Annotated in this window: 14 protein-coding genes; 5 read left to right on the top strand and 9 right to left on the bottom strand. The window is 34.0% G+C overall.

Annotated features, from left to right (window positions below; all coding sequences use genetic code 11):
- Positions 1 to 71 precede the first annotated feature (71 nt).
- Positions 72 to 2975, top strand: coding sequence for a M20/M25/M40 family metallo-hydrolase (locus QY331_16150; protein WKZ69495.1), 2904 nt, complete (start codon positions 72 to 74; stop codon positions 2973 to 2975).
- Between the two features lie 219 nt (positions 2976 to 3194).
- Positions 3195 to 4268: a ribosome small subunit-dependent GTPase A gene (rsgA, locus tag QY331_16145; GenBank protein WKZ69494.1), complete on the top strand. Its 1074-nt coding sequence runs from the start codon at positions 3195 to 3197 to the stop codon at positions 4266 to 4268.
- A 49-nt stretch (positions 4269 to 4317) separates the two neighbouring features.
- Here the strand turns inward: rsgA and QY331_16140 are convergent, their stop codons facing one another.
- From QY331_16140 to QY331_16130, 3 genes are all read right to left on the bottom strand, one after another.
- Positions 4318 to 4728, bottom strand: a complete 411-nt coding sequence (locus QY331_16140) for a hypothetical protein (GenBank protein ID WKZ69493.1) — start codon at positions 4726 to 4728, stop codon at positions 4318 to 4320.
- 196 nt (positions 4729 to 4924) lie between these two features.
- Positions 4925 to 6094: an ATP-grasp domain-containing protein gene (locus QY331_16135; GenBank protein WKZ69492.1), complete on the bottom strand. Its 1170-nt coding sequence runs from the start codon at positions 6092 to 6094 to the stop codon at positions 4925 to 4927.
- Between the two features lie 32 nt (positions 6095 to 6126).
- Positions 6127 to 8532 (bottom strand): TonB-dependent receptor, encoded by a 2406-nt coding sequence (locus tag QY331_16130; protein ID WKZ69491.1) that lies wholly within the window; start codon positions 8530 to 8532, stop codon positions 6127 to 6129.
- A gap of 733 nt (positions 8533 to 9265) precedes the next feature.
- On the opposite strand from QY331_16130, the gene QY331_16125 reads away from it, so the two are divergent.
- A complete protein-coding gene (locus QY331_16125; GenBank protein WKZ69490.1) occupies positions 9266 to 9721 on the top strand; it encodes a hypothetical protein in 456 nt (151 codons plus the stop codon).
- 476 nt (positions 9722 to 10197) lie between these two features.
- On the opposite strand, the gene QY331_16120 is transcribed toward QY331_16125, so the two are convergent.
- The 3 genes from QY331_16120 to QY331_16110 form a co-directional block, all read right to left on the bottom strand.
- Positions 10198 to 10722 (bottom strand): hypothetical protein, encoded by a 525-nt coding sequence (locus QY331_16120; GenBank protein WKZ69489.1) that lies wholly within the window; start codon positions 10720 to 10722, stop codon positions 10198 to 10200.
- 242 nt (positions 10723 to 10964) lie between these two features.
- Complete coding sequence (locus QY331_16115) at positions 10965 to 12893, bottom strand: CotH kinase family protein (GenBank protein ID WKZ69488.1); 1929 nt, start codon at positions 12891 to 12893, stop codon at positions 10965 to 10967.
- Positions 12894 to 12958: 65 nt separating this feature from the next.
- A complete protein-coding gene (locus QY331_16110; GenBank protein ID WKZ69487.1) occupies positions 12959 to 13855 on the bottom strand; it encodes a T9SS type A sorting domain-containing protein in 897 nt (298 codons plus the stop codon).
- A 180-nt stretch (positions 13856 to 14035) separates the two neighbouring features.
- On the opposite strand from QY331_16110, the gene clpB reads away from it, so the two are divergent.
- Positions 14036 to 16654: an ATP-dependent chaperone ClpB gene (clpB, locus tag QY331_16105; protein WKZ69486.1), complete on the top strand. Its 2619-nt coding sequence runs from the start codon at positions 14036 to 14038 to the stop codon at positions 16652 to 16654.
- 49 nt (positions 16655 to 16703) lie between these two features.
- Here clpB and QY331_16100 read toward each other — a convergent pair whose 3' ends face one another.
- On the bottom strand, positions 16704 to 17234 hold the full coding sequence (locus tag QY331_16100; GenBank protein WKZ69485.1) for a hypothetical protein: 531 nt from the start codon (positions 17232 to 17234) through the stop codon (positions 16704 to 16706).
- Between the two features lie 169 nt (positions 17235 to 17403).
- On the opposite strand from QY331_16100, the gene QY331_16095 reads away from it, so the two are divergent.
- Positions 17404 to 19062: a M20/M25/M40 family metallo-hydrolase gene (locus tag QY331_16095; GenBank protein WKZ69484.1), complete on the top strand. Its 1659-nt coding sequence runs from the start codon at positions 17404 to 17406 to the stop codon at positions 19060 to 19062.
- Positions 19063 to 19148: 86 nt separating this feature from the next.
- Here the strand turns inward: QY331_16095 and kynU are convergent, their stop codons facing one another.
- Complete coding sequence (kynU, locus tag QY331_16090) at positions 19149 to 20420, bottom strand: kynureninase (protein WKZ69483.1); 1272 nt, start codon at positions 20418 to 20420, stop codon at positions 19149 to 19151.
- A 2-nt stretch (positions 20421 to 20422) separates the two neighbouring features.
- Positions 20423 to 21103, bottom strand: coding sequence for an SGNH/GDSL hydrolase family protein (locus QY331_16085; GenBank protein WKZ69482.1), 681 nt, complete (start codon positions 21101 to 21103; stop codon positions 20423 to 20425).
- Positions 21104 to 21433: the final 330 nt, after the last annotated feature.

Genomic DNA, 21433 nt, shown 5'->3' with positions numbered 1-21433 from the left:
TATTAAGAAGAGTGGTTTGATTTCTTAAATGGCATAACAACAAATAGTATAAACAAATTCTGGATGTTCTCATGACAACAATTACGATTAAAAAAACAGTTTTGATTTTATTGTTTTCCTTACTCGTATTTTCTCAAGATCATAACTTCACGTTGGTTAAAATCGATTTGGCAGATCAAGCAAAATTAAATTATGTCGAATCACTCAATCTTCCCATTTATTTACAATCACAAAATGATCTTATTACGCTGGTTAATGATGATAAGAGAAATAAGTTGAAAGCTTTTGATGTTAGGTTTGTTGAATTGGACAAAACGGATTCGGACAATTCATACAGCTTAGTTGTTTGGAAAAAAAATTCTGCAAAAAGATCATTGACGAATGTTGTTTACGAAACCATCGAACACTCTATTGTAAAAGATGTACCGCAATCATTCCTGGGAATAAAAGGAATTAGAGTTATTAATTTTGATTCGCAGCTTCCGATTTATAGAAATGAAAAAACAATTTACAACAAGGCAAATAACGAATATCTTGATCAAATTATTCAACCGATTGTTAATTCTATCGATTCAAATCAAGTTAGATACTATATACAAAGTCTTGAAGATTTTGGTACAAGATTCTTGGGTCATCCAATAAGATTTGAAGTTGCTGATTGGATAAAAAATCAATTTTTAGCAATGGGTTTTGAAGAAGTAAAACTCGACACATTTTATTCACGTAACGGAATGCTTCAAACAAATGTTGTAGCAACTCTTCCGGCGCAGAATGAAACCGATGAAGTAATAATATTCGCAGGGCATCACGATTCAATCACTTACGAGATTATGGAAGGCGATTCCACATTACCGGCACCGGGAGCAGATGACAATGCAAGCGGAACAACCGCAGTTCTTGAAACGGCCCGCACATTTATGCTCAATAATTTCAAGCCAAAAGTAAATATAAGATTTGTAACTTTTGCTGCCGAAGAGCATGGGCCAGCTGGAAGCGGTGGTGAATTTGAAGCTCAGAAATCAGTTGATAATAATGTTAATGTCCGGTTAATGGTAAATCACGATATGATTGCCTACAATCCTCCCGAAAAACAATACGTTGATGTTTATGTTCACCCTTACCGTGCCACCGAGGCTTATACCGATATCGCTCTTGATAATGTGAATAAATATTCCGGCGTTATAGGTACCCGGGGATTGCTGAATAAACAAACTTCGGATAGTTACTGTTTCTATGAACGTGGAATTAGAGCAATATATTTTGAAGAAACAACTCAAATCCCTACAATACATACCGATGAAGATTTATTAATTTATTGTGATGTCGGGTATGCTGCAGAAGTAATTAAAGGTTCGGCTGCAAGTTTAGCTCACATAAGTCTATTACCTAGAATGATAGACGGACTTGAAGTTGTTGACAAAGGAAACGGTACTTCATTATTGGTTAAATGGAATGAATATCTTGAACAAGATTTTGATATGTTCAAAATTTATGTCGGGACTGAATCAGGTAATTATTATACTTCTTACGCCATAACCGAAAACCAAATCCTTTTAGAAAACCTAATTGAAGGTGAACTGTATTTTGTTGGGGTTTCCGTGGTTGATAAATATGGTTTGGAGTCTCCTCTGCTCGAAAGATCGAACATCCCGCGGTCACTTCCTCGCGAGCCTGAAGTTTTATATGTTGAACCCAATTGGTTTGCAATAAATTTAGCATGGAATCAAAATTCTGAAGATGATCTTTTGGGATATAATATTTATCGAACAGCAGAAAACGAAGCGGAGTTTGTAAAACTAAATGGTGAAGTGTTAATCACATCCGACTATATTGATAACACCGTTCAAAGCGGAGTTTACTATCAATACTTAATTAAAGCTGTTGATACCGATGGGAATGAAAGTATAAGTGAAAACATTTATACCGCAAGAGCCGTCACCTTAGATCAAGGAATTTTACTTGTTGATGAAACAGCCGACGGAAACGGCGGATTATTTTCCCCAACCGATCAAATGGTTGATGATTTTTATAAAGAGCTTCTAAATAGCTTTTCATTTCAAGAGTTCGACTTGCAAACATTGGGAAAAGTTAATCTATCCGATCTCGGTGCATACTCAACAATTATTTGGTACGGTGATGATAAAACAGATCAAAATGCAAAATCATTTACTCAAGAAATTTCAAAGTACTTAAACTTTGGCGGTAATTTTATCTATTCCGGATATCGCCCTTCCAAAACTTTTGAATCAATTACTGCAACTTCAGCGTCATTTGAGCAAGGTGATTTTTTATATGATTACTTTAAAGTAGATTCGATCGGCTACAGTTTATTATCCAGATTCAGATATGCACAGTCCGAACTTACAGGTTATCCCGGTTTATCAACGGATCAATTAAAAACAGATATTAATTCTCAATTCCATTTAGCCGGTATAGAAGTTATTTCCCCGAATTCAGAAAGTGAATCGTTTTATCTTTTCGGAAGTGATTATGATGATTCAACTCCTCAAGGAAGTTATAATAACAAACCGGTCGGAGTTAAATATCTGTCACAAAATTTTAATACGGTCGTCTTTAGTTTCCCGCTTTATTATATGGAACAAGAATCGGTAAAAAATCTCATAACAAAAATTTTAACTGATGACTTCTCCGAGACTACAGATATTAATGATGAACATGAGCAAATAAAATATTCATTTAATCTTGAGCAGAACTATCCGAATCCGTTTAACCCGACAACCAAAATTAAATTTACTTTACCCACTGTGGGGACAACTCATGAGTTGTTCCTACAAACACAATTAGTTGTTTATGATATTCTTGGCCGAGAAATAAAAACAATATTAAACAAACCTATGCGAGGAGGTACTTACGAAATTGAATTTGATGCCGGAAGTTTATCTAGCGGGGTCTATTTTTATGCTTTGAGTTATGGAAACAACATAAAAACAAGAAAAATGATTTTGCTTCGATAATTTAAGTCCGCCTTGGTGCGGACTTTTTTATTATGTAAACAACAGCTATTTTAGAGTAACCAAAAAAATTGGCTTATCAATAAAACAACAAAACATATTATCCTAGCCGCGGAAGAAGTCCTTTAAACTCAGCGCTAACTTACATTAGGTTAGAAACGCTGAGTCCACAAACAGACTTTATTAGTTATTTCAATTAACTGTTAAAAAGGACTATTTAAAATGACATCACTAAAAAATTTAGGCTGGGATGAATTCTTTCAATCTCAACTCAATAAAAACGAAACATTAATCCCCGGTAGAGTTTCTACCGAGAATAAAACTAATTACTTTGTTCATACCGAGTTCGGTGAAATTATTGCTGAAGTTTCCGGTAAACTGTTCTTTTCTACCGAATCAAAAAGTGAATTGCCCAAAACGGGTGATTGGGTTTTGCTTGATTATTTTGAAGACGAGAAAAAAGGTATAATTCAAAAAGTACTTGAACGGAAAACAAAACTGTCGCGCAAAGCTGCCGGAAGTAAAACCGAAGAACAAGTGTTTGCAGCAAATGTTGATTACGTAATGATCGTTCATCCAATTGACGAAAGTTTTAATTACAACAAGCTTGATAGACAGCTTGTCGTGGCTTATCAAAGTAAAGCAGAACCTATTGTTGTTTTGAGCAAATCGGATTTGTGCGAAAACATTGATGATATTTTACAATCGATTAATGATAATCATAATGTTCAACTTATTCCGACAAGCACGGTTACAAATGATGGAATAAATGAACTTAAAGAGACTATCGGACTAGGAAAAACATATGTATTAATCGGGTCGTCGGGTGTCGGCAAATCGACATTGATTAACAAACTTTTCGGAAAAGATATTTTTAAAACTCAGGAAGTTCGTTCTATTGACAATAAAGGAAAACATACAACGACTCATCGTGAATTAATTGTTTTACCAACAGGCGGAATATTAATTGATAATCCGGGAATTAGAGAATTACAATTATGGAATTCCGAAGATGGACTAAGTCAAACTTTCGGTGAGTTTTCCGATTACGAAGACCAATGTAAATATAAAGACTGTACTCACACAGTAGAAAATGGTTGTGCTGTTTTACTTGCACTAGAGAATGGTGAAATTTCTCAAAAACGGTATGAGAATTATTTAAAGATGCGCAAAGAATTAGAATATCTTGAAACCAAACAAAACGATTCAGCAGCGATGAATAAGAAGAACAAATGGAAAAATATCAGTAAGGAAATAAAAAGATATTACAAAAATGTGAAAGATAAAGGTCAATAAAACTTCAAACTGAAGAGACTCATTTCAAAGAGTCTCTTCATCAAATAGTTTATTGTTCGGGGGCAGTTTCCGGTTTCATTATCAGTCCGACAATCAGTCCGGCTACAGTTGCTTCAACTACTGTTCCTAAAAACCAAATAAATGCCATTGAATAAGGAATCGGCATAACTGTATAAGATCCATATCCGAAAGAAATTCCGGCCCCCAGTCCATAAATTAATCCGAATTTTATTGCGGTGTTAAGATTTTTATTTGATACAAAAGCATAATACAAATAACAGAAAACAGCAGATACAAGAAGCGAAACAAACATCATCATCGGCATGCTCATTTCTTCCATCGGACGCCATAGGCTTTGCGTTTCTTCGTAAGCGCCCATCAATATCACGCCGTGTATGATGTAATCCAATATTTGCCAGGCAACAAAAACCGCAAGAATAGAAAGAAGCAGCTTTTTCATTTAAGCACCCCTTTTTTAGTGATATGATTTTGAGAAAAGGAAATTCTGAAAATAATCCTTTGATTTTAAGGAAGTTGATGTTAAGAAACAAGTTAAGTTTTAGTTAAATAGAATTATAGGTTGTAAAACCATCAAAAGATATTTCAAAGATGTGGAATAAATAGATCGGTAAACCGGAGGGCATCATGCTCTCTAGTTATATTTCAATATATTCTCTTAAATCCGACTTTAAGATTTGTTCAATTTCTATAAAATTAGATTTATCAGTTTCACAGAAAATAAATCCAAACACATTTGTTTTTACGATGTCCATTTTTCTGAATTCAAGAATGTTATTAAACTTACTTAGCAGTTTATCGTAATCGAATGATTTAATATGATGTGGTTTATAACCCGTTGAATTATCCAAGACAATTATACTATATAGCTTATCTTCTTTCCCAGTAAGAATCTTATCCCAATCCGGTTTCTTTTGTTCAAAAAAATATTCAATAGAATTTATTTCGTATGAAAAATATGTTGAATCAGCAGTTGTGCACCAGCCTCCAAATCTCATTGGATTAATTTCAATGGGAAATATTCTATTATCCTCGGTTACTCTAACTTCAATATGCAAAGGAAAATTTTTTAATTCGGAAAATTTGGTAAGCTCAAATAAAAAATTAGTGAACGGCTCTAGTTTCTCTTTTATGATTTGAGGTGAAGAAAGATAAACCCTATCTCCCACATCTTCCGAATGAGAGAAGAGATGATGGAATATATTTAAAACTACTGGTTCACCAAATTCGTTAAAGTAAGCATCGAAAGCGAATTCTTCACCATCGATGTATTTCTCAATAATGAAATTCCCGGTGTTTAAAACAGATAAAGGATACAAATGTTTAACGTGTTCGATTTCACTTTCAATGGAATTAATTTTTTGTCGCCAATCATTAACGGATAGAATTTTATAAACACCCATACTAAAGAATCCAACTGCAGGCTTTAATATGATGGGAAATGGAATTGATGAGATGTCAAGATTTTTAAGATTATTAATTTTTACTTCTTGAAAAAAATAATCCGGATACAATTGTTGAATTGAACGACGAAAACGAACTTTGTCTTTGAACAAATTAATTATATCAGGCAGATTAGTGTTTGCTAAATTCTTTTCAACCCAGTCAATTGAATTTTCAGAATTAGTGTATACTAAAGGAAATTTCTCTGTGTTTAACTCTCTACTCGCATCTTCACTTCCAATGAATTTAATCTCATTCAATAAATTCAAATCACTCACCGGAGTTGAAGCTAAAGTTGGATAATTATTTTTGAGAATTGTTTCTTCTAAAAATTTGGATACATAAGGTTTGTCAAGCAATATCATTCAATAATTCCTTAGTGGGACAATAATAAAATCTAAAAACCAGCTCTCAAAGATATAATAAAATTTCTTCCCGGCGCGGCAATTCCGGAGCTATATGGTCTGTATCTTTGATCGGTTATATTTTCTATACCGCCACTAATCAATAGCAAATCACTTAATTGGTAACTCATTTTTAAGTTAAGCGTGTACCAGCTTGGCGAATATGGATTTCCGTTTTCGTCTACCGCATAAAGATAAGTTTTCCCTCTTTCTTCTTCAGCAAGATTATCACAACTAACTTCACCGTTGTAAACTACGTATAAATCCATTTTTAATCTTTGTGCGGAAAATGTTAAGTGAGTCGAGCCGAACCAAGGACCCGCATGTCTAAGCGGACTTTTACTTCCGTCGTCAAGTTCTTCCTCACCTTTTTGATAATTGAAACGAGTTGAAAATCCGAATCCCGCCGGAAGTTTTAATTCCACGCCTGTTTGAATTCCCCAAACATAAGCGCTTGCAGCATTTTGTATAGCTTGAATTTGACTGAGTTCACCGGAATAGATTAAACTATCTAAACCGTTTAAAGAATAATTTCTTCTTACCATTGCATCATCAAGAAAAGTATAATAACCGGTTAAATCAATTTTCATAAAATCGTTAAAGACTTTAGCTATACCAAGCTCAGCGTTATATGCATATTCGGCTTTAAGATTCGGGTTCGGGATAACAACACTGCCCGGTTCGGAATCGAAAACTTTTCCCATGTCGTCTATGTTTGGTGAACGGAATCCGCTGGAAAGATTTAATCCAATTGACCAGGATTTCTCCTGCGTATAAACCAAACCGATACTTCCCGTTAATGCGCCATTGTTTAATTCAGTTTTTGTAAATGGAAAAGGATAAAATGTTTTATCGAACTCGGCATTTATATTAAAATAATTGTACCGCGCACCGGTTTGTAAAAGTAAATTTTGACTCATCTTAAATTGATAAGTTAAGTAAGCGGCATAGGATGACCAGTTTGATTGCGGATATCTTAAAGGTCCGGGAAGAATATCTCTTGTTAAAATATTTTCATCAGTTCCGGTTGAAGCTACATCATTGTAAACAAATTCTAATCCATAAATAATATTATGCTTTTGATCAAACGATTTATTGAAATCAAAGTTAATTGAGTATGCATTTACTTTTTCGATTCTGTTTCTTCTTGTCTCATCGTTAAAATCTCTGTCGACTCTGCTTTCTTCAAAAAATTGATGAGCCAACCGAATTGTCATATCATCATAAACCGAATTATTGTATTGATTTGTAATTTCCAAATTATTCATCATCCATTTTTGTGGACCGTAATACCATTCGGCACTTCTCGGCAAACCGTTTCTTGTTCTAATTAATCTGTCATAACGACCATAGTTAGATGTTGTCGAATAATGGAAACCGTAACTCAAGTTCCAATTTTCATTAGGTTTGTATCTTAGCTTTTGCATTAAGTTAATTTGTGAATAACCGGTTGGTGTTTGTAATTCGGGATCTTCATTTTCGAAAACTTTGTCTTCGCCATCGATTCGTTGTACATAAAACGGCTTAAGATATTCTTCGGGTCCGACAGAACCCATTTTCAAATCACCGTAATCGGTGTGTGTTATGCTTGTAATCAGTGCAAAATCTTTCCAGCCGAGATTTATATCAATGTGACCTGTAAATTCATTGTTAGCAGTCGAGTGACGCACGGATGAATTTCCCTTAATAAAAATTGATTCATTTAATGAAAACTGAGGATTCAAAGTGTAGAAACTCATTACACCGCCGATTGCATCGCTACCGTATAAAATAGAACCGGGACCGAACATGACTTCGGCTCTTTCAATTGAAAACGGATCAAGTGAAATTACATTTTGTAAATTTCCGCTTCGGAATATTGCAGTGTTCATTCGTATTCCATCGACTGCAATTAATAAACGGTTTGTTGCAAAGCCGCGGATCAGTGGACTACCGCCGCCTTGCTGACTTTTCTGAATGAAAACTTCACCGGAGATGTTCAACAAATCGGCGGCTGTTTGCGGATTTTGCAAAGCTAAATCCTTAGGAGTTACCATTGAAACTTTTGTGGGATTTTCTCTATTAAGTTGATTCCATTTAGTTGCAGAAACAACTATTTGATCCAACGAGATATTTGTTGCTTCTAAACGTATTAAAAATTCAAGTTCTTCAATTTCAGAAAAAGTAAAACGCTCTGTTTTATATCCCAGCATTTGAAATGCGATAACTTCCGATCTATTAAATTTAGATAGATCTGCTTTCCCGGATGCATTAGTTACGGTAAAAGTCTTAGGACTTTCACTCGAAATATTTACAAGTTCAAGCGGGTGATCGGTATCTTTATCAATTATAGTTACTACTTGTGCAATATTATATGTAAATAATGCCGATAAAAAGAACGGTATAACAAATCTCTTCATTAATTTCCTCAGAAAAACCAACAGTTACTTTTAATATTCATTTCTAAGTTAATAATACTATCTCTAAAATTTGATTTTATCTATTTCTTTTTCGTTAAATTTCATATGGCAAAATATTTTACTTGCCGGGAATAGGAAAAGTGTTTCTTATATCATTTCATAGAGCAATTTTTAGTAGAAAAGAATTTTCATTTTTTACAGTTTTTTTACTGTCACTTCAATTTTTACACTACGGATTAATATTTTCTTCCCAAGACTATCTGTTGTATGAATCACCGTCGAATCAAAAAGATACTATAATTAATGTTCTTCAGCATAACCTAGGCGATGAGTGCATTTTAATAGAGAATTCAAAAGCTTCCACTAAATCCGAACAGAGCTTTACAAAAACTCCTTTCATATCACCAAACAATTCTGAAAATATTATCAACAGATTCTGTAAGAAATATTTTCCGATGTATTCAGTTTCTTCAGTATCGATAGATTATAAATTTAGTAATCCCCGAAGTCCGCCTTTATTATTTATATAATGTTCGTTTTAATGCATCATCGAGAAAGGATGCAAATTCAATTATAATTTAATAAGGGAGAAAAAATGAGACCTCGGGAATCAAATAATAAAAGAACATCCAAAGATCTAGTAAAAGATTTATCCGTATTGTTTTCACCGTTTATATTAATAGTATTACTCTATTTATTGTTCTTTGCATAATAGTTTAACAGGGGTAAAGCCATGAAATATTTAAAAAGAATCTTGATTGCGTTGTGTGCTTTTTACTTTGTATCTACACTTCAATCGTTTTCTCAAGAACTTACTGTCTATCAGTTTATCGGTAAAACCAAATCCGATGTAATTAAACAATATGGAAAACCCATTCATTCAGACGAATCAAATCCGGATATGATTTGTATTTTTTATAAGAAAAATCAAGATACTATGATCTTTGTCAGCGATAAAACTTCGGTTTATCAGGTAGATGCAATGAAGTTTTATCCTACTGAAGCTGCAGCTTTAACGGCATTAAATAGTGCTGTTCAAACAGCTATTTCTCAAAGTTTTTCTCCGGATACACTTTCATCAAGTAGTTTTAAACTGTATAAGCCCGGAGTTGAATTTAACATTTCGGTCAATAAAGCGTCATCGGGAACCGATTACCAGGTTAAATTACATGCAGCACATAAGGAATAGCTATTGCTATTAATTTTAATGGAAGTTAATTCGAAACGTTTAGCGGGAATTCAATGATTGTTTTTTGAGTTCCCGTTTTATTAACAGATTATGTGAGAGATTAGAATTAGATTGACTATCCCGGTGAGTGCAAAGCCGATCATTATTATGAAGGAATATTTTGAGCTAAAAACATTTACGGATTTTTTAAGAAAATATATATGCAAGAATAAATGAATCACAGCAAACAAATTAAATATTATAAAGAATTCGTAAAAGCAGAGAATAAAAACAGAATAAACATACCCAACTAAAATTGACGGAAGCGGTAAGTGTAGGTAAAGATAAATTCTTTTCTTGATGGGATCACTGACATTTTTAAGAATGGTTAACATCTTCCATTCATTTCTGTATATCGCTTCGATTTCATGAAATATAAAAAAGGCGAGATTTATAAGTGTTATTGTAAGTACTGTTGATTTCAAGTCCGTATCCTCTTAACTAAACGAAATTCCAACCATAAAAAAACCTGCGCCAATCAAACCATAAAGAGGAAAAGGAATTGCAAGGCCGGCTTTGCAATCAATATAAAATCTTTCGGATATGGGAAACAAATAATTCATTGATATTTCGTTAAAGAGAAGTATCCCTTCTCCTTTCTCATGAAAAATTCCGATCAATCCAATATTTACATTTAAAAACGTATTCGGCAGTAAAAGTATCTCCGGACCAAGTTGAGCATACGGAGCATAGTGAAGAGAATAATCAAGTGTTTCTTTGTAGTTGTATTCTGCGATTGATGTAAGATTTAACCCGGCTTCAAATGAGAATTTCACTTCAATTGGTTCCGTAAATTTATTAAAGTAACTGTGTTTAAAACTAATATTTGAAAGAAAATTTTTATAAAGAAAATTTCTATCGCCATTAGTTAAATCAAAAGCCCCAAACATAAATCTAAATCGCTTTGTTGTGGGAATATCTTCTTCAACACTATCATGCGGTTTACCTGAAACCGTAACCATAATTACTAATGTCAGTAAAATAACTTTTGATAAAAAATTTCTGATTGAACAAATCACAATTTTGAATTCGAGATTATTCGTACAATTAATTGTTTACAACTTAAATTAAGGAAAATAATTTAAACTCGCACTAAAGAAATTTTTCTTAATTGATACAGATCATCTTTTTATTTGAATTGAGTCGGCGGTTACTGATTGCGTAGCTACTTGTAAACGTTAAATAAAATTACTTTTGTATAAAACTATTTCAATAAAATCATTTTTCGAGTTTCTATCAAATTGCCGGATGTTAATCTATATAAATAAATTCCACTTGGAAGATCGGATGCATCAAATACTATTTCATATTCACCGGGCTGCATTGACTTGTTGAGTAATGTTTTTATTTCTCTTCCGAGAATATCATAAACAATTATAGTGGATTGTGTGGACAACTCATGAGTTGTCCCTACATCGGGTAATGAGAATTTAATAGTTGTACTTGGGTTAAACGGATTCGGATAATTCTGTTCAAGTGAAAATTCTTTCGGTAATAATTTATCATTTACACCAGTTACTCCGATATTAATAGTATAAGATGACGACAACTCAGTTCTTTGGTTATTATACCAGCCCTCGAGTTTTAATTTGTATGTCCCGGAAATGCTTGATGAGACCAAATAATTATTTTCCATCCGATTAAGATTCACGTTTTCATTATTGGCAACGATAGTCAACGAATCTATATTAATTAAAGAATTATAAAAATCGGAAGTGCTTATTATTTTTTCTTCGTGGACATCTATATTTATTACAACTTCATTAGGATCTTTCCAATCAATAGAAGAATATTCTGTTGAAATATTATTATCAAACCAATTCCAACGTGCGTCAATCCAATTTTTTAGATATTGGATTTCGGATTCGTAAGTCTCTCCGACAAATTTATTCGGCCAAACATAAGTTCCGAGCACAGGCCAACGTTCAAAGTTTCTTGTTTTTGCCTCATCGATATGAACGGTTAACGAATCAATTATTTCGAAGATTCTTTCCTTAGAGAATATTGTTGATTTAACATCACTCCAACGCTTCGCAAATTTATTAGCAAAGACCGGATCGTCAAACATTTTTTCCCACCAAAAAGGTTTTTGGAAAAAATCATCAGGAATCGGATAATAAATTTGAAATCCGTCATCTTCCCAAGCTTCATAATAATCGATATTTCCGAAGGCAAGATTAAAATCCCAGATCGGTCCCATTTTTAATAACGGATTAATATCATCTCTATCTTTATATAAAAATGTACTAAGCCGGTAAGCATCAACATTTCGGGGGAATTCATTCAAGAAAACATAATCTACGAATGTATTTATATCTATTATATCATAATATCCGTCAAAGGGATTTGAATATTTATTCAAGTACATTGTTGATTCAAAATTAAAAATGAAGTCTTGAATGTAATCAATTTGCTGCGGCATTATATCTGTTTCTTTCGGGTAATCGTATTGATAAAAAACTCTTTGCCATGCGCCTGCAAAAGGAACGAAGGAGGATTCCCATCCTTCGGTATTAGCTCCGTCTCTTTTATCAATTTTAAAAAGATAACCCCCGGTTAAAGATGTTCCCGATGTATCTTTTGATTCACACTTTTTAATATCGACTCGATTTTTATCTCGTTTAATCTTTTCCATGAAAACATAGATGCCCATATATTCGTCGTTTACTACTAACTCTACGAACTTAGTTCTTGTTGTGTAACGGTTAATTTCGTTTGAGAGTTTATAAATAAGAGCATTTCTAATAAGCGATTTATCGGAATAAGGTGCGTACAAAACCCAATCGGCTTCTTCGGGCATTCCTAAAAGAGAAACATCTAAATCTTCTTCTTCATCAATTCTTGTTTCAACAGCATATGATTTTTTAGGAAATTGCTGTGATGATGAACCTCTTATTTCTATTCCGATTTTACCGTTATAGTGATTGAATTCATCGACTAGATTATTCCGTTCTCCTTCGCCGTTATAAATAATTCCCATATCAGCCATTAGCTTTGGTTCATCAACAATTGTTTGACCGTTTGTATTTATAACAATGATAGGCAAGTTCGATGAAGTGAAATTTACCTGAGAGAACAAGTCAGCACAAAAAAGAGTTAATAAAGCAGTGAATAAAGCAACGAGCGTTTTCATTTTTATATCATTGTTGAGTTAACCAAATATAAATAGATTGTAAGCAATAAGCGTGGATATAATTTTTATCTAAGCAAAACCATTTTTCTTGTCTGACTAAAACTACCGGAATTCAATCTATAAAAATAAACCCCGCTTGGTAAACCAGTTGCATCGAATTCAACTTCATATTCACCGGGCTGCATCGACTTGTTAAATAATGTTTTTATTTCTCTACCGAGAATGTCATAAACAATTAATTTCACGTCTGACATCTCACGTTTCACATCTGACGGAATTGAGAATTTAATTTTTGTAGTTGGGTTGAATGGGTTTGGGTAGTTTTGGGAAAGTTCAAATTTATTCGTTAAAGTATTCTTCTCTTCTATATTTGTTTTAATACCATATTCTACGCCTTTTATTTTTGCATAGTGTAAATACGTGTATTCATAAAAGGAATATAAAAACACTTCATTATAATAAGAATATGTTAATCCCAATCCTTTAGTAAGTTCATATCCATCATAAGCGGTATTGCTTGTACAGAATTGATCAACAAAACGACTTGATCGTCGTTCATTAAAGATTTCTTTTTCTTCAAATGATTTTACATAGTAACAATATAAAAGTGTGTCGTTGAGTTGTGCAAAAAGTGAATCTACTAATTCTTCTCTTGAACCAAGTAAACGATAGACATTGGCATTAACTGAATCAACTCGGTAATAACTAAATTGTTTGTCTGCGCTGTTTAATTCGGCCTGTTCTATAATAAAATATTTTTTTGTGTTTACAAGTGTATCGCCTATAACAAGCTTATAAAATTTCCACGAAGAGTCCGCTAATCCAGGCTCGTTGCTTATGGTTTCATATTCCCAATAATCTCCAATGTGAAGTGGATAATATTTTTTTACCTCTTCAATTGATTCTGGTTGAGCGAAGATTCCAGTTATGATAAACAAAATAATGAAGATTCTTATTAGCATATAAATATCTTTTTAATAAACTTTAACCTAGCCAAAGCATCTTTAAACTGCAACAGTCAAATTAATCTCTATCTCAGTTTTGAAACTTTTTATCATGTTTTGGTGTAATATTGCAGAATCCACTTATTCGGATATATTTATATATTTACTTTAATTGATTTGCAAATGAGGTGATATAAAATGTCATTCAACTTTAACAAGTTTACGGTAAAGGCACAGGAAACGGTACAAAACGCGGTTGAGATTGCGCAAAATTATAATAATCAAGTCGTTGAACCAGAACATATTTTGGCCGCGATGTTGCAGGACAGTGACAATGTTGCAGTTTCACTTTTGCAGAAAGCGGGTGCAAACTTAAACCAACTTAAGATAAAAGTAACCGGAATAATTGAAAACTTCCCCGAAGTAACAGGTGCGGGAGTCGGTAACCAACAGCTTTCTCAAAATACTGCGCGACTTTTTGATAACGCAGCAAAGGAAGCAAAAAATCTAAAAGATGAATACATATCATCGGAACATATTTTACTCGCGTTATCTGAAGAAAAAGGAAAAGCCGGCTCACTTCTTAACGATAACGGAATAAACAAAAATGTTTTACTCAATGCATTAAAAGATATAAGAGGTAATCAAAGAGTAACATCTCAGAATCCCGAGGATACTTATCAATCATTAAAAAAATACGGACGTGATTTAAACGAACTTGCACGAAGCGGAAAACTTGATCCCGTAATCGGAAGAGATGAAGAAATACGAAGAGTGCTTCAAGTTTTATCACGTAGAACGAAGAACAATCCAGTATTAATCGGTGAACCCGGTGTCGGTAAAACCGCAATTGCCGAAGGACTTTCACATAGAATTATTTCCGGTGACGTACCCGAATCACTTAAAACAAAAACAATCGTTGCTCTTGATATGGGAGCACTTGTCGCGGGGACTCAGTTCCGCGGACAGTTTGAAGAACGTGTAAAAGCTGTTGTTAAAGAAGTTCAGGATTCAAACGGTGAAATAATATTATTTATAGATGAACTACATTTGTTAGTCGGTGCGGGTAAGACAGAAGGTGCGATGGATGCGGCAAATATTTTAAAACCTGCGCTTGCAAGAGGTGAACTTCATACAATCGGAGCAACTACTTTAAAAGAATATAAAAAGTATATAGAAAAAGACGCTGCGCTTGAAAGAAGATTTCAACCGGTTATGGTTGAAGAACCTAACGAAGATGATGCAATTTCAATTTTGCGTGGATTGAAAGAACGTTACGAAGTTCATCATGGTGTACGTATTACCGACGGTGCAATAGTTGCAGCCGTTCAACTTTCAAATAGATATATAACCGATCGGTTTCTTCCGGATAAAGCAATCGATTTGATTGACGAATCGGCTTCTAAACTGAGAATCGAAATCGATTCAATGCCGGAAGAGCTTGATGTGATAGAAAGAAAAATCCGTCAACTTGAAGTTGAAAAAGAAGCTTTGAAAAGAGAAAACGACAACGAATCAAAATCCAGACTTGACGAAATCAAAAAAGAGTTAAGTAATCTAGAAGAAGAAAGAAACAGCTTAAAAAGTCATTGGCAATTAGAGCGGGATAAAATTCAATCAATAAGAAAAATGAAAAGTGATATTGAAAACACGAAACTCGAAGCCGAACGATACGAACGCGAAGGAAATCTAGCCAAAGTTGCCGAGCTTCGTTATGGAGTTATAAATGATTTACAAAAGAAACTCGATCATGAAACACTAGCGCTTGCGGAATTTCAAAAAGATAAAAAAATGTTGAAAGAAGAAGTTGAAGCTGAGGATATAGCCGAAGTTGTAGCAAAGTGGACTGGCATTCCGGTAAGCAGAATGTTGGAAAGCGAACGAAGCAAATTATTAAGAATGGAAGATGAATTACACAAAAGAGTAATCGGGCAGGAAGCCGCTGTTGAAGCTGTATCGAATGCAATAAGAAGATCACGTGCGGGAATGCAGGATGCAAATCGCCCGATCGGGTCATTCATTTTTATAGGAACAACCGGCGTTGGTAAAACCGAACTTGCAAGAGCACTGGCTGATTTTTTATTTAACGATGAACAAGCGATGGTTAGAATTGATATGTCCGAGTATATGGAAAAGTTTTCTGTCTCAAGATTAATCGGCGCGCCTCCGGGATATGTCGGTTACGAAGAGGGGGGACAATTAACCGAAGCGGTAAGAAGAAAACCATACTCGGTTTTACTTCTTGATGAAATTGAAAAAGCTCATCCCGAAGTTTTTAATGTTCTTCTTCAATTACTCGACGAAGGAAGATTAACCGATAACCAAGGAAGAACAGTTGATTTTAAGAATACAATAATCATAATGACATCAAACATCGGTTCGCATCTCATTCAAGAAAAAGTAATTAATGTTAATGAAGAGAATATTGATTACGTAATGGGTGATCTTAAATCACAGCTAAGTGAATTACTAAGAAATACTATTCGTCCCGAGTTCTTAAATAGAATTGATGAAATTGTTCTGTTCAAACCATTATTGAAATCGGAGTTGAAAAAAATCATAGATATTCAGCTGACACGTGTTGCTAAAATGTTAGTCGATAAAAACATTACAATGGAAGTAAAAGAAGAAGTGAAAGAGTTTATAATCAATCTTGGTTATGATGTAACTTATGGAGCTCGTCCGTTGAAACGAACCATACAAAAGTATATCACAAATCCTCTTGCTACCGAATTATTGATGAATAATTTTATTTCTGGTGATACAATTGTAATGAGTTACGACGGAAGCGGAAGAATATTGTTTAGCAAAAAATGATTGTGTGATTAAACCCCGAGATTCAGAAAAAATCCCGGGGTTTTTTGTTTTAAAATTTAAAATCTACTCCTACATCAAAAGCGCTATAGCTGTAAGAACCGAAACCAAATCTGCCAACGATTGCCCAATCGTTATCGATCCAATATCGCATACCCCCGTGTAAACCAACCCAGAATCCGCCGTAAGAAGGTTCAGAATACCAAGATGAATTAGGGCCATCGTAATCAACCGAACCGATATCGAAAGCGATTAATAATCCCAACCAAGGATCAAGTTTTTTGTTATCTAAATTAAAATGGTAATTACCTTGTGCTCCAATCAGAATATCAGAATATGTCCACCAGCCGGCATCATAACTATAGTATCTTACAATCCCACCGACTCCAATTTTGCCTATATCTTTAAGCTGCATTCCATATTCATAATTTGCACCAAATATTACCGAGCTGCCATGGAAGTAAAATCCCAAAGATGGGCCGAGATGATGTTTGTCAACTTCGAACTGTGCATTGCTTGTTGTTGATAATAGAAACAGAGCAAATATTAATACGATAAATGAACGGTAAATGTTTTTCTTCATGCTGTCCTCTATATTATTTGAATGATTAACAATACAAAAATATAATTTTACGTAACAACAAAATATAACTCAAATCACATTAAGTAATATTCTTTGTTAATTCCTCAATATGATTAATTAAACAATTTTATTAATTTTTCCAAATCAAACATTAAGTTAGGAAAACATAATGCAACGCCTCGTACTTGTCATTGTCTTATTTACAATCTCATTGTCGTTGTTCGGACAATCCAAAGAAGACGGATTAAATTCTATCACTGAAGAAATAGTTAAAGCGCAATTGGATTTTCTTGCCAGCGATTGGATGGAAGGAAGAGAAACCGGAACACGCGGAAGTTATTTAGCTGCGGATTATTTAGTAAGCATGTTCAAAATTTATGGTTTGCAGCCCGCAGGTGATACTGAAACTATTATGCCTAGTAGAAGAGAAATGATGGCGGGAGCTAATCCAAAAGAAAATCAAACTTACTATCAAAATTTTAGTCTGCTTGAATATGATTCGGGTGAAGATCAGCAGCTCGCCATTATTATTAATGAAAAAGAAGGAAAGCGAAAAATAAATTTTAATTACAAAACTGATTTTGATGTTCGAACCTCTACTGTTGGTATTGAAATCGAATCGCCGGTTGTGTTTGTCGGCTATGGTTATAAAAACGACGAACATGGTTATAATGATTTTAAAGGTATTGATATAAAGAATAAAATTATTCTACGATTAGCAGGTTATCCCGGACATAATGACTCAACTTCCGAGGGATATAAAAAATTCAAACCAAAGGGCAGATGGGGAGAATGGCAAATTGCACGCAATAAAAATACTCACGCCGCCGAAGCTGGAGCAATTGCCGTGCTTGAAGTCAACATGAATAAAGACGATGCAATTTCTTGGGCAGATAATTTTCCTTTTAGATATGATAACGAATACTATGAAGGAACAGAAAGAATTTCATCCGGTATTCGAAAACGAATGACTATTCCCGGTGATTCAATTTCATCTTCATTAACAACTGTTACAATATCACCTCGTTTAGCAAATGAAATAATCAAAGAAAGTAAGATTGATTTTAATACTTTCGAAAGTACTGTTGCCAAATCATTAAAACCGGATTCAAAAAAATTAAATTCAACATCGATTTATCTTAAGACTTCGGTCAATTCAAACATAGTAAAAGCGAGAAACGTTCTAGGTATGATTGAAGGTGAAAATCCGAATGAAGTTGTTGTAATCGGGGCACACTATGATCATGTCGGAACAAATATGGGATATATTTGGAATGGCTCAGACGATAACGCTTCGGGAACTGTTGGTATGTTGACCCTTGCAAAAGCATTTGCAGAATCGGGAATTAAACCAAAACGTACAATAATTTTTGCCGGATGGACGGGAGAAGAAAAAGGTTTACTCGGATCAAAATATTTTGTCGATAATTTTACCGAAGATAAAAAACTTGTATTGAACTTAAATTACGATATGATCTCAAGAGATGATGACGATGATTCACTCGGAGTGAAAATTAGAATGACTTACACCGAAATAGACACCACCGCTCCTTTCAAATTATTGACAGAGAAAATAAACGAAGAGTTGGACCTTGGATTTGATATTCGATTCAATGGCTCTAAACAACCACGAGGCGGATCTGATCATTCATCGTTTTCGTCAAAAGACATTCCAATTTTTTATGTGATGGCGGGCTTTCCTCCTGAGTATCACAGACCGGGAGATCATTCTAACTTAGCTAACATTGAAAAGATGACAAAGATCATTAAACTCGGCTATAATATTATTTGGGAATTTGCTCATTCGAATGAGCCGATAAAACCTTGATGCAGTAAATCCCCGGGATTTATCAATTATTTTTGGCTAGCTTATTTGTTGCATTGCTAATCTTAAATGGAAAATCCCGGGGATTTTTATGTTACTTCGTTTATAGAACTTTGCAACTCATAACCTTCATTTTTAACAATAGTCGTAATTATATCAATAGCTTCCCAAATCTCTTCAAATGTATTATAAAGCGGATTAACACTTAAGCGTAAGATTCCCGGACGATAATCCAGAATTATTGATTTGCCGCTTTTATTGTTTCTTAATGCAAGCGATATTGAATATGCATCTTTATGCGAGATAGCAATGTGTGATCCGCGTTTAGCAGAGTCTTTTACTGTTAGTAATTCAAATCCAAGCGGGACTAATTTTTCTTCAATTAGATAAATCATATAATCAGTTTGAAGAACACTTTTTTCTCTGATGTTTTCAATACCGGCATCAATGATCAAATCTAATCCCGGTTCGATTGCGGATAATGATAAAATTGGCGGAGTACCGATTTGAAATTTTCTTATTCCTTCCGCCGGTCTGAAATTGAGCGAAAACTCAAAAGGATTTTTATCACCAAGCCATCCCCAGATCGGCGATTCTAATTTTTCTTGTAATTCCCTTTTAATAAAGAGGTAAGCGGGGGAACCGGGTCCTCCGTTTATGTATTTATATGTGCAGCCGATTGCTAAATCAACTTCGGTATCGCTGAGATTTACATCAACAACTCCGGCGGAGTGACTTAAGTCCCATAAAACAAGCGCACCTTTTTGATGCGCGTATCTTGTAATCTCTTTCATGTCGTAAAGATAACTCGTCCTAAAACAAACATGTGAAAGAGTTACAAGTGCGGTATTTTCATCGATTGCTTTTTTTATTTCTTCGAGGTCAATCGTTACTTGATCATTGCTCTTTACAAGATGAAGACTGTGGCTGCCATCAAATTGTTTTATTACACTTTGTAGAACATACAAATCGGAGGGAAAGTTAAATTCATCACTTACAATTTTCATACGATTGTTTTGCAATTTTAGTGTGGCATAAGCAAGTTTGTATAGATTTATTGAGGTTGAATCCGCCACTAATACTTCATTTTCGTTAGCGCCAATAATAGAAGCAATCTTATTCCCGATTAAAAATGGAAGATTCATCCATCTTTCACCCCAACTTCTGACAGCTCTATCACCCCATTCTAAATTTATTACTTCATTAAGTTTTTCTTTTGATGAAAAAGGAAGTAATCCCAGCGAGTTCCCATTTAAATAAATTTCGTTTTTATTGCTAATAAATTTATTACGAAAAACTTTTAACGAATCTTGTTCGTCATATTGCTTGGCGATTGATAAATCGGTTGAATCAAATTTCATAATTATTTTATATCCAATATTTGTTTTGCGATGGGAAGAATTCTTTCTACCCAAAGTGAATACATTTTGCCGGAGGGATGAAGTTTATCGTGGGCTAAAAGTGATTCGTCATCCTTTGCTTCTTTTGAAATATCAGTTATGTAAACGTAATGCGCACCGGCGTCTTCCGCTTCTTGTTTTTTAATGGAGTTGTAAATATCAATTTCTTCTCCGACTTTCTGCGAATCTCTTCCTTTATCAACGGCAAAAGGAGTAACACCCCAATCGGGAATTGAAACAATAATAACATTTTTGATTGAATGTGTATAACCGGCTGCACGATTTAGTAATTGAATGAATTCTTTTCTAAACTCCTCGGCATCTCTTCCACGGTATTGATTATTAACACCAATAAGAAGAGTAACAAAATCAAATTTCCCTATGGTTTCTTTTTCATCGAGAGCGGCGGAAAGTTCATCGGTTGTCCATCCGGTTTTTGCAATTATCAATGGAGGTCCAACATTATAAGTAAGTTTGTTTAATTCATTTGTAAGTTGAACCGGAAATCTATCTGATTCTAAAACACTTTCACCGATTGTGTATGAATCTCCAAGAGCGAGGTAATTAATAGTTTCGTCTCCGGCGGTTTCTGATTGTTGAAAAATACATGACAACATTATAGTTACAAACAAGAATATCTTCATAGTTTCTTCAAGTAAATTTAGAATATTTTTACAACTTATATAGAGTTAATGCTGAATCTATTTTTATGATTATTTAAATCAAATTGCATATCCGTGTAAACAGAAAACTTTAGCCGGCAATGCAATAAACTGTTTTATACAGTGGTCAAATCCACATTGAATTAAATTTGTATGTGATATATTTCACAAATATGTTTTAACAAAATCTACGATTAAATCCAATATCGGGCAAATTAGTAATTACAACCACACGCTTGTCACAAAAACCACCACATTCTAAACATAAATTTTACTCTACTCAACTATTGCATACGAATTTAATTTGCCAAT

It is taken from the genome of Melioribacteraceae bacterium, from assembly GCA_030584085.1.
Lineage (GTDB): Bacteria > Bacteroidota > Ignavibacteria > Ignavibacteriales > Melioribacteraceae > SURF-28.
This window is presented reverse-complemented; position numbering and strand designations above follow the sequence as displayed.

Excerpts from the sequence above, each read along its gene's own strand:
- QY331_16115 (WKZ69488.1), bottom strand. The coding sequence starts at position 12,893 with ATGAAAACGCTCGTTGCTTTATTCACTGCTTTATTAACTCTTTTTTGT.
- QY331_16130 (WKZ69491.1), bottom strand. The coding sequence starts at position 8,532 with ATGAAGAGATTTGTTATACCGTTCTTTTTATCGGCATTATTTACATAT.
- QY331_16125 (WKZ69490.1), top strand. The coding sequence starts at position 9,266 with ATGAAATATTTAAAAAGAATCTTGATTGCGTTGTGTGCTTTTTACTTT.
- QY331_16120 (WKZ69489.1), bottom strand. The coding sequence starts at position 10,722 with ATGGTTACGGTTTCAGGTAAACCGCATGATAGTGTTGAAGAAGATATT.
- rsgA (WKZ69494.1), top strand. The coding sequence starts at position 3,195 with ATGACATCACTAAAAAATTTAGGCTGGGATGAATTCTTTCAATCTCAA.
- QY331_16140 (WKZ69493.1), bottom strand. The coding sequence starts at position 4,728 with ATGAAAAAGCTGCTTCTTTCTATTCTTGCGGTTTTTGTTGCCTGGCAA.
- QY331_16135 (WKZ69492.1), bottom strand. The coding sequence starts at position 6,094 with ATGATATTGCTTGACAAACCTTATGTATCCAAATTTTTAGAAGAAACA.
- kynU (WKZ69483.1), bottom strand. The coding sequence starts at position 20,420 with ATGAAATTTGATTCAACCGATTTATCAATCGCCAAGCAATATGACGAA.
- QY331_16100 (WKZ69485.1), bottom strand. The coding sequence starts at position 17,234 with ATGAAGAAAAACATTTACCGTTCATTTATCGTATTAATATTTGCTCTG.
- QY331_16150 (WKZ69495.1), top strand. The coding sequence starts at position 72 with ATGACAACAATTACGATTAAAAAAACAGTTTTGATTTTATTGTTTTCC.
- QY331_16085 (WKZ69482.1), bottom strand. The coding sequence starts at position 21,103 with ATGAAGATATTCTTGTTTGTAACTATAATGTTGTCATGTATTTTTCAA.
- QY331_16110 (WKZ69487.1), bottom strand. The coding sequence starts at position 13,855 with ATGCTAATAAGAATCTTCATTATTTTGTTTATCATAACTGGAATCTTC.
- clpB (WKZ69486.1), top strand. The coding sequence starts at position 14,036 with ATGTCATTCAACTTTAACAAGTTTACGGTAAAGGCACAGGAAACGGTA.
- QY331_16095 (WKZ69484.1), top strand. The coding sequence starts at position 17,404 with ATGCAACGCCTCGTACTTGTCATTGTCTTATTTACAATCTCATTGTCG.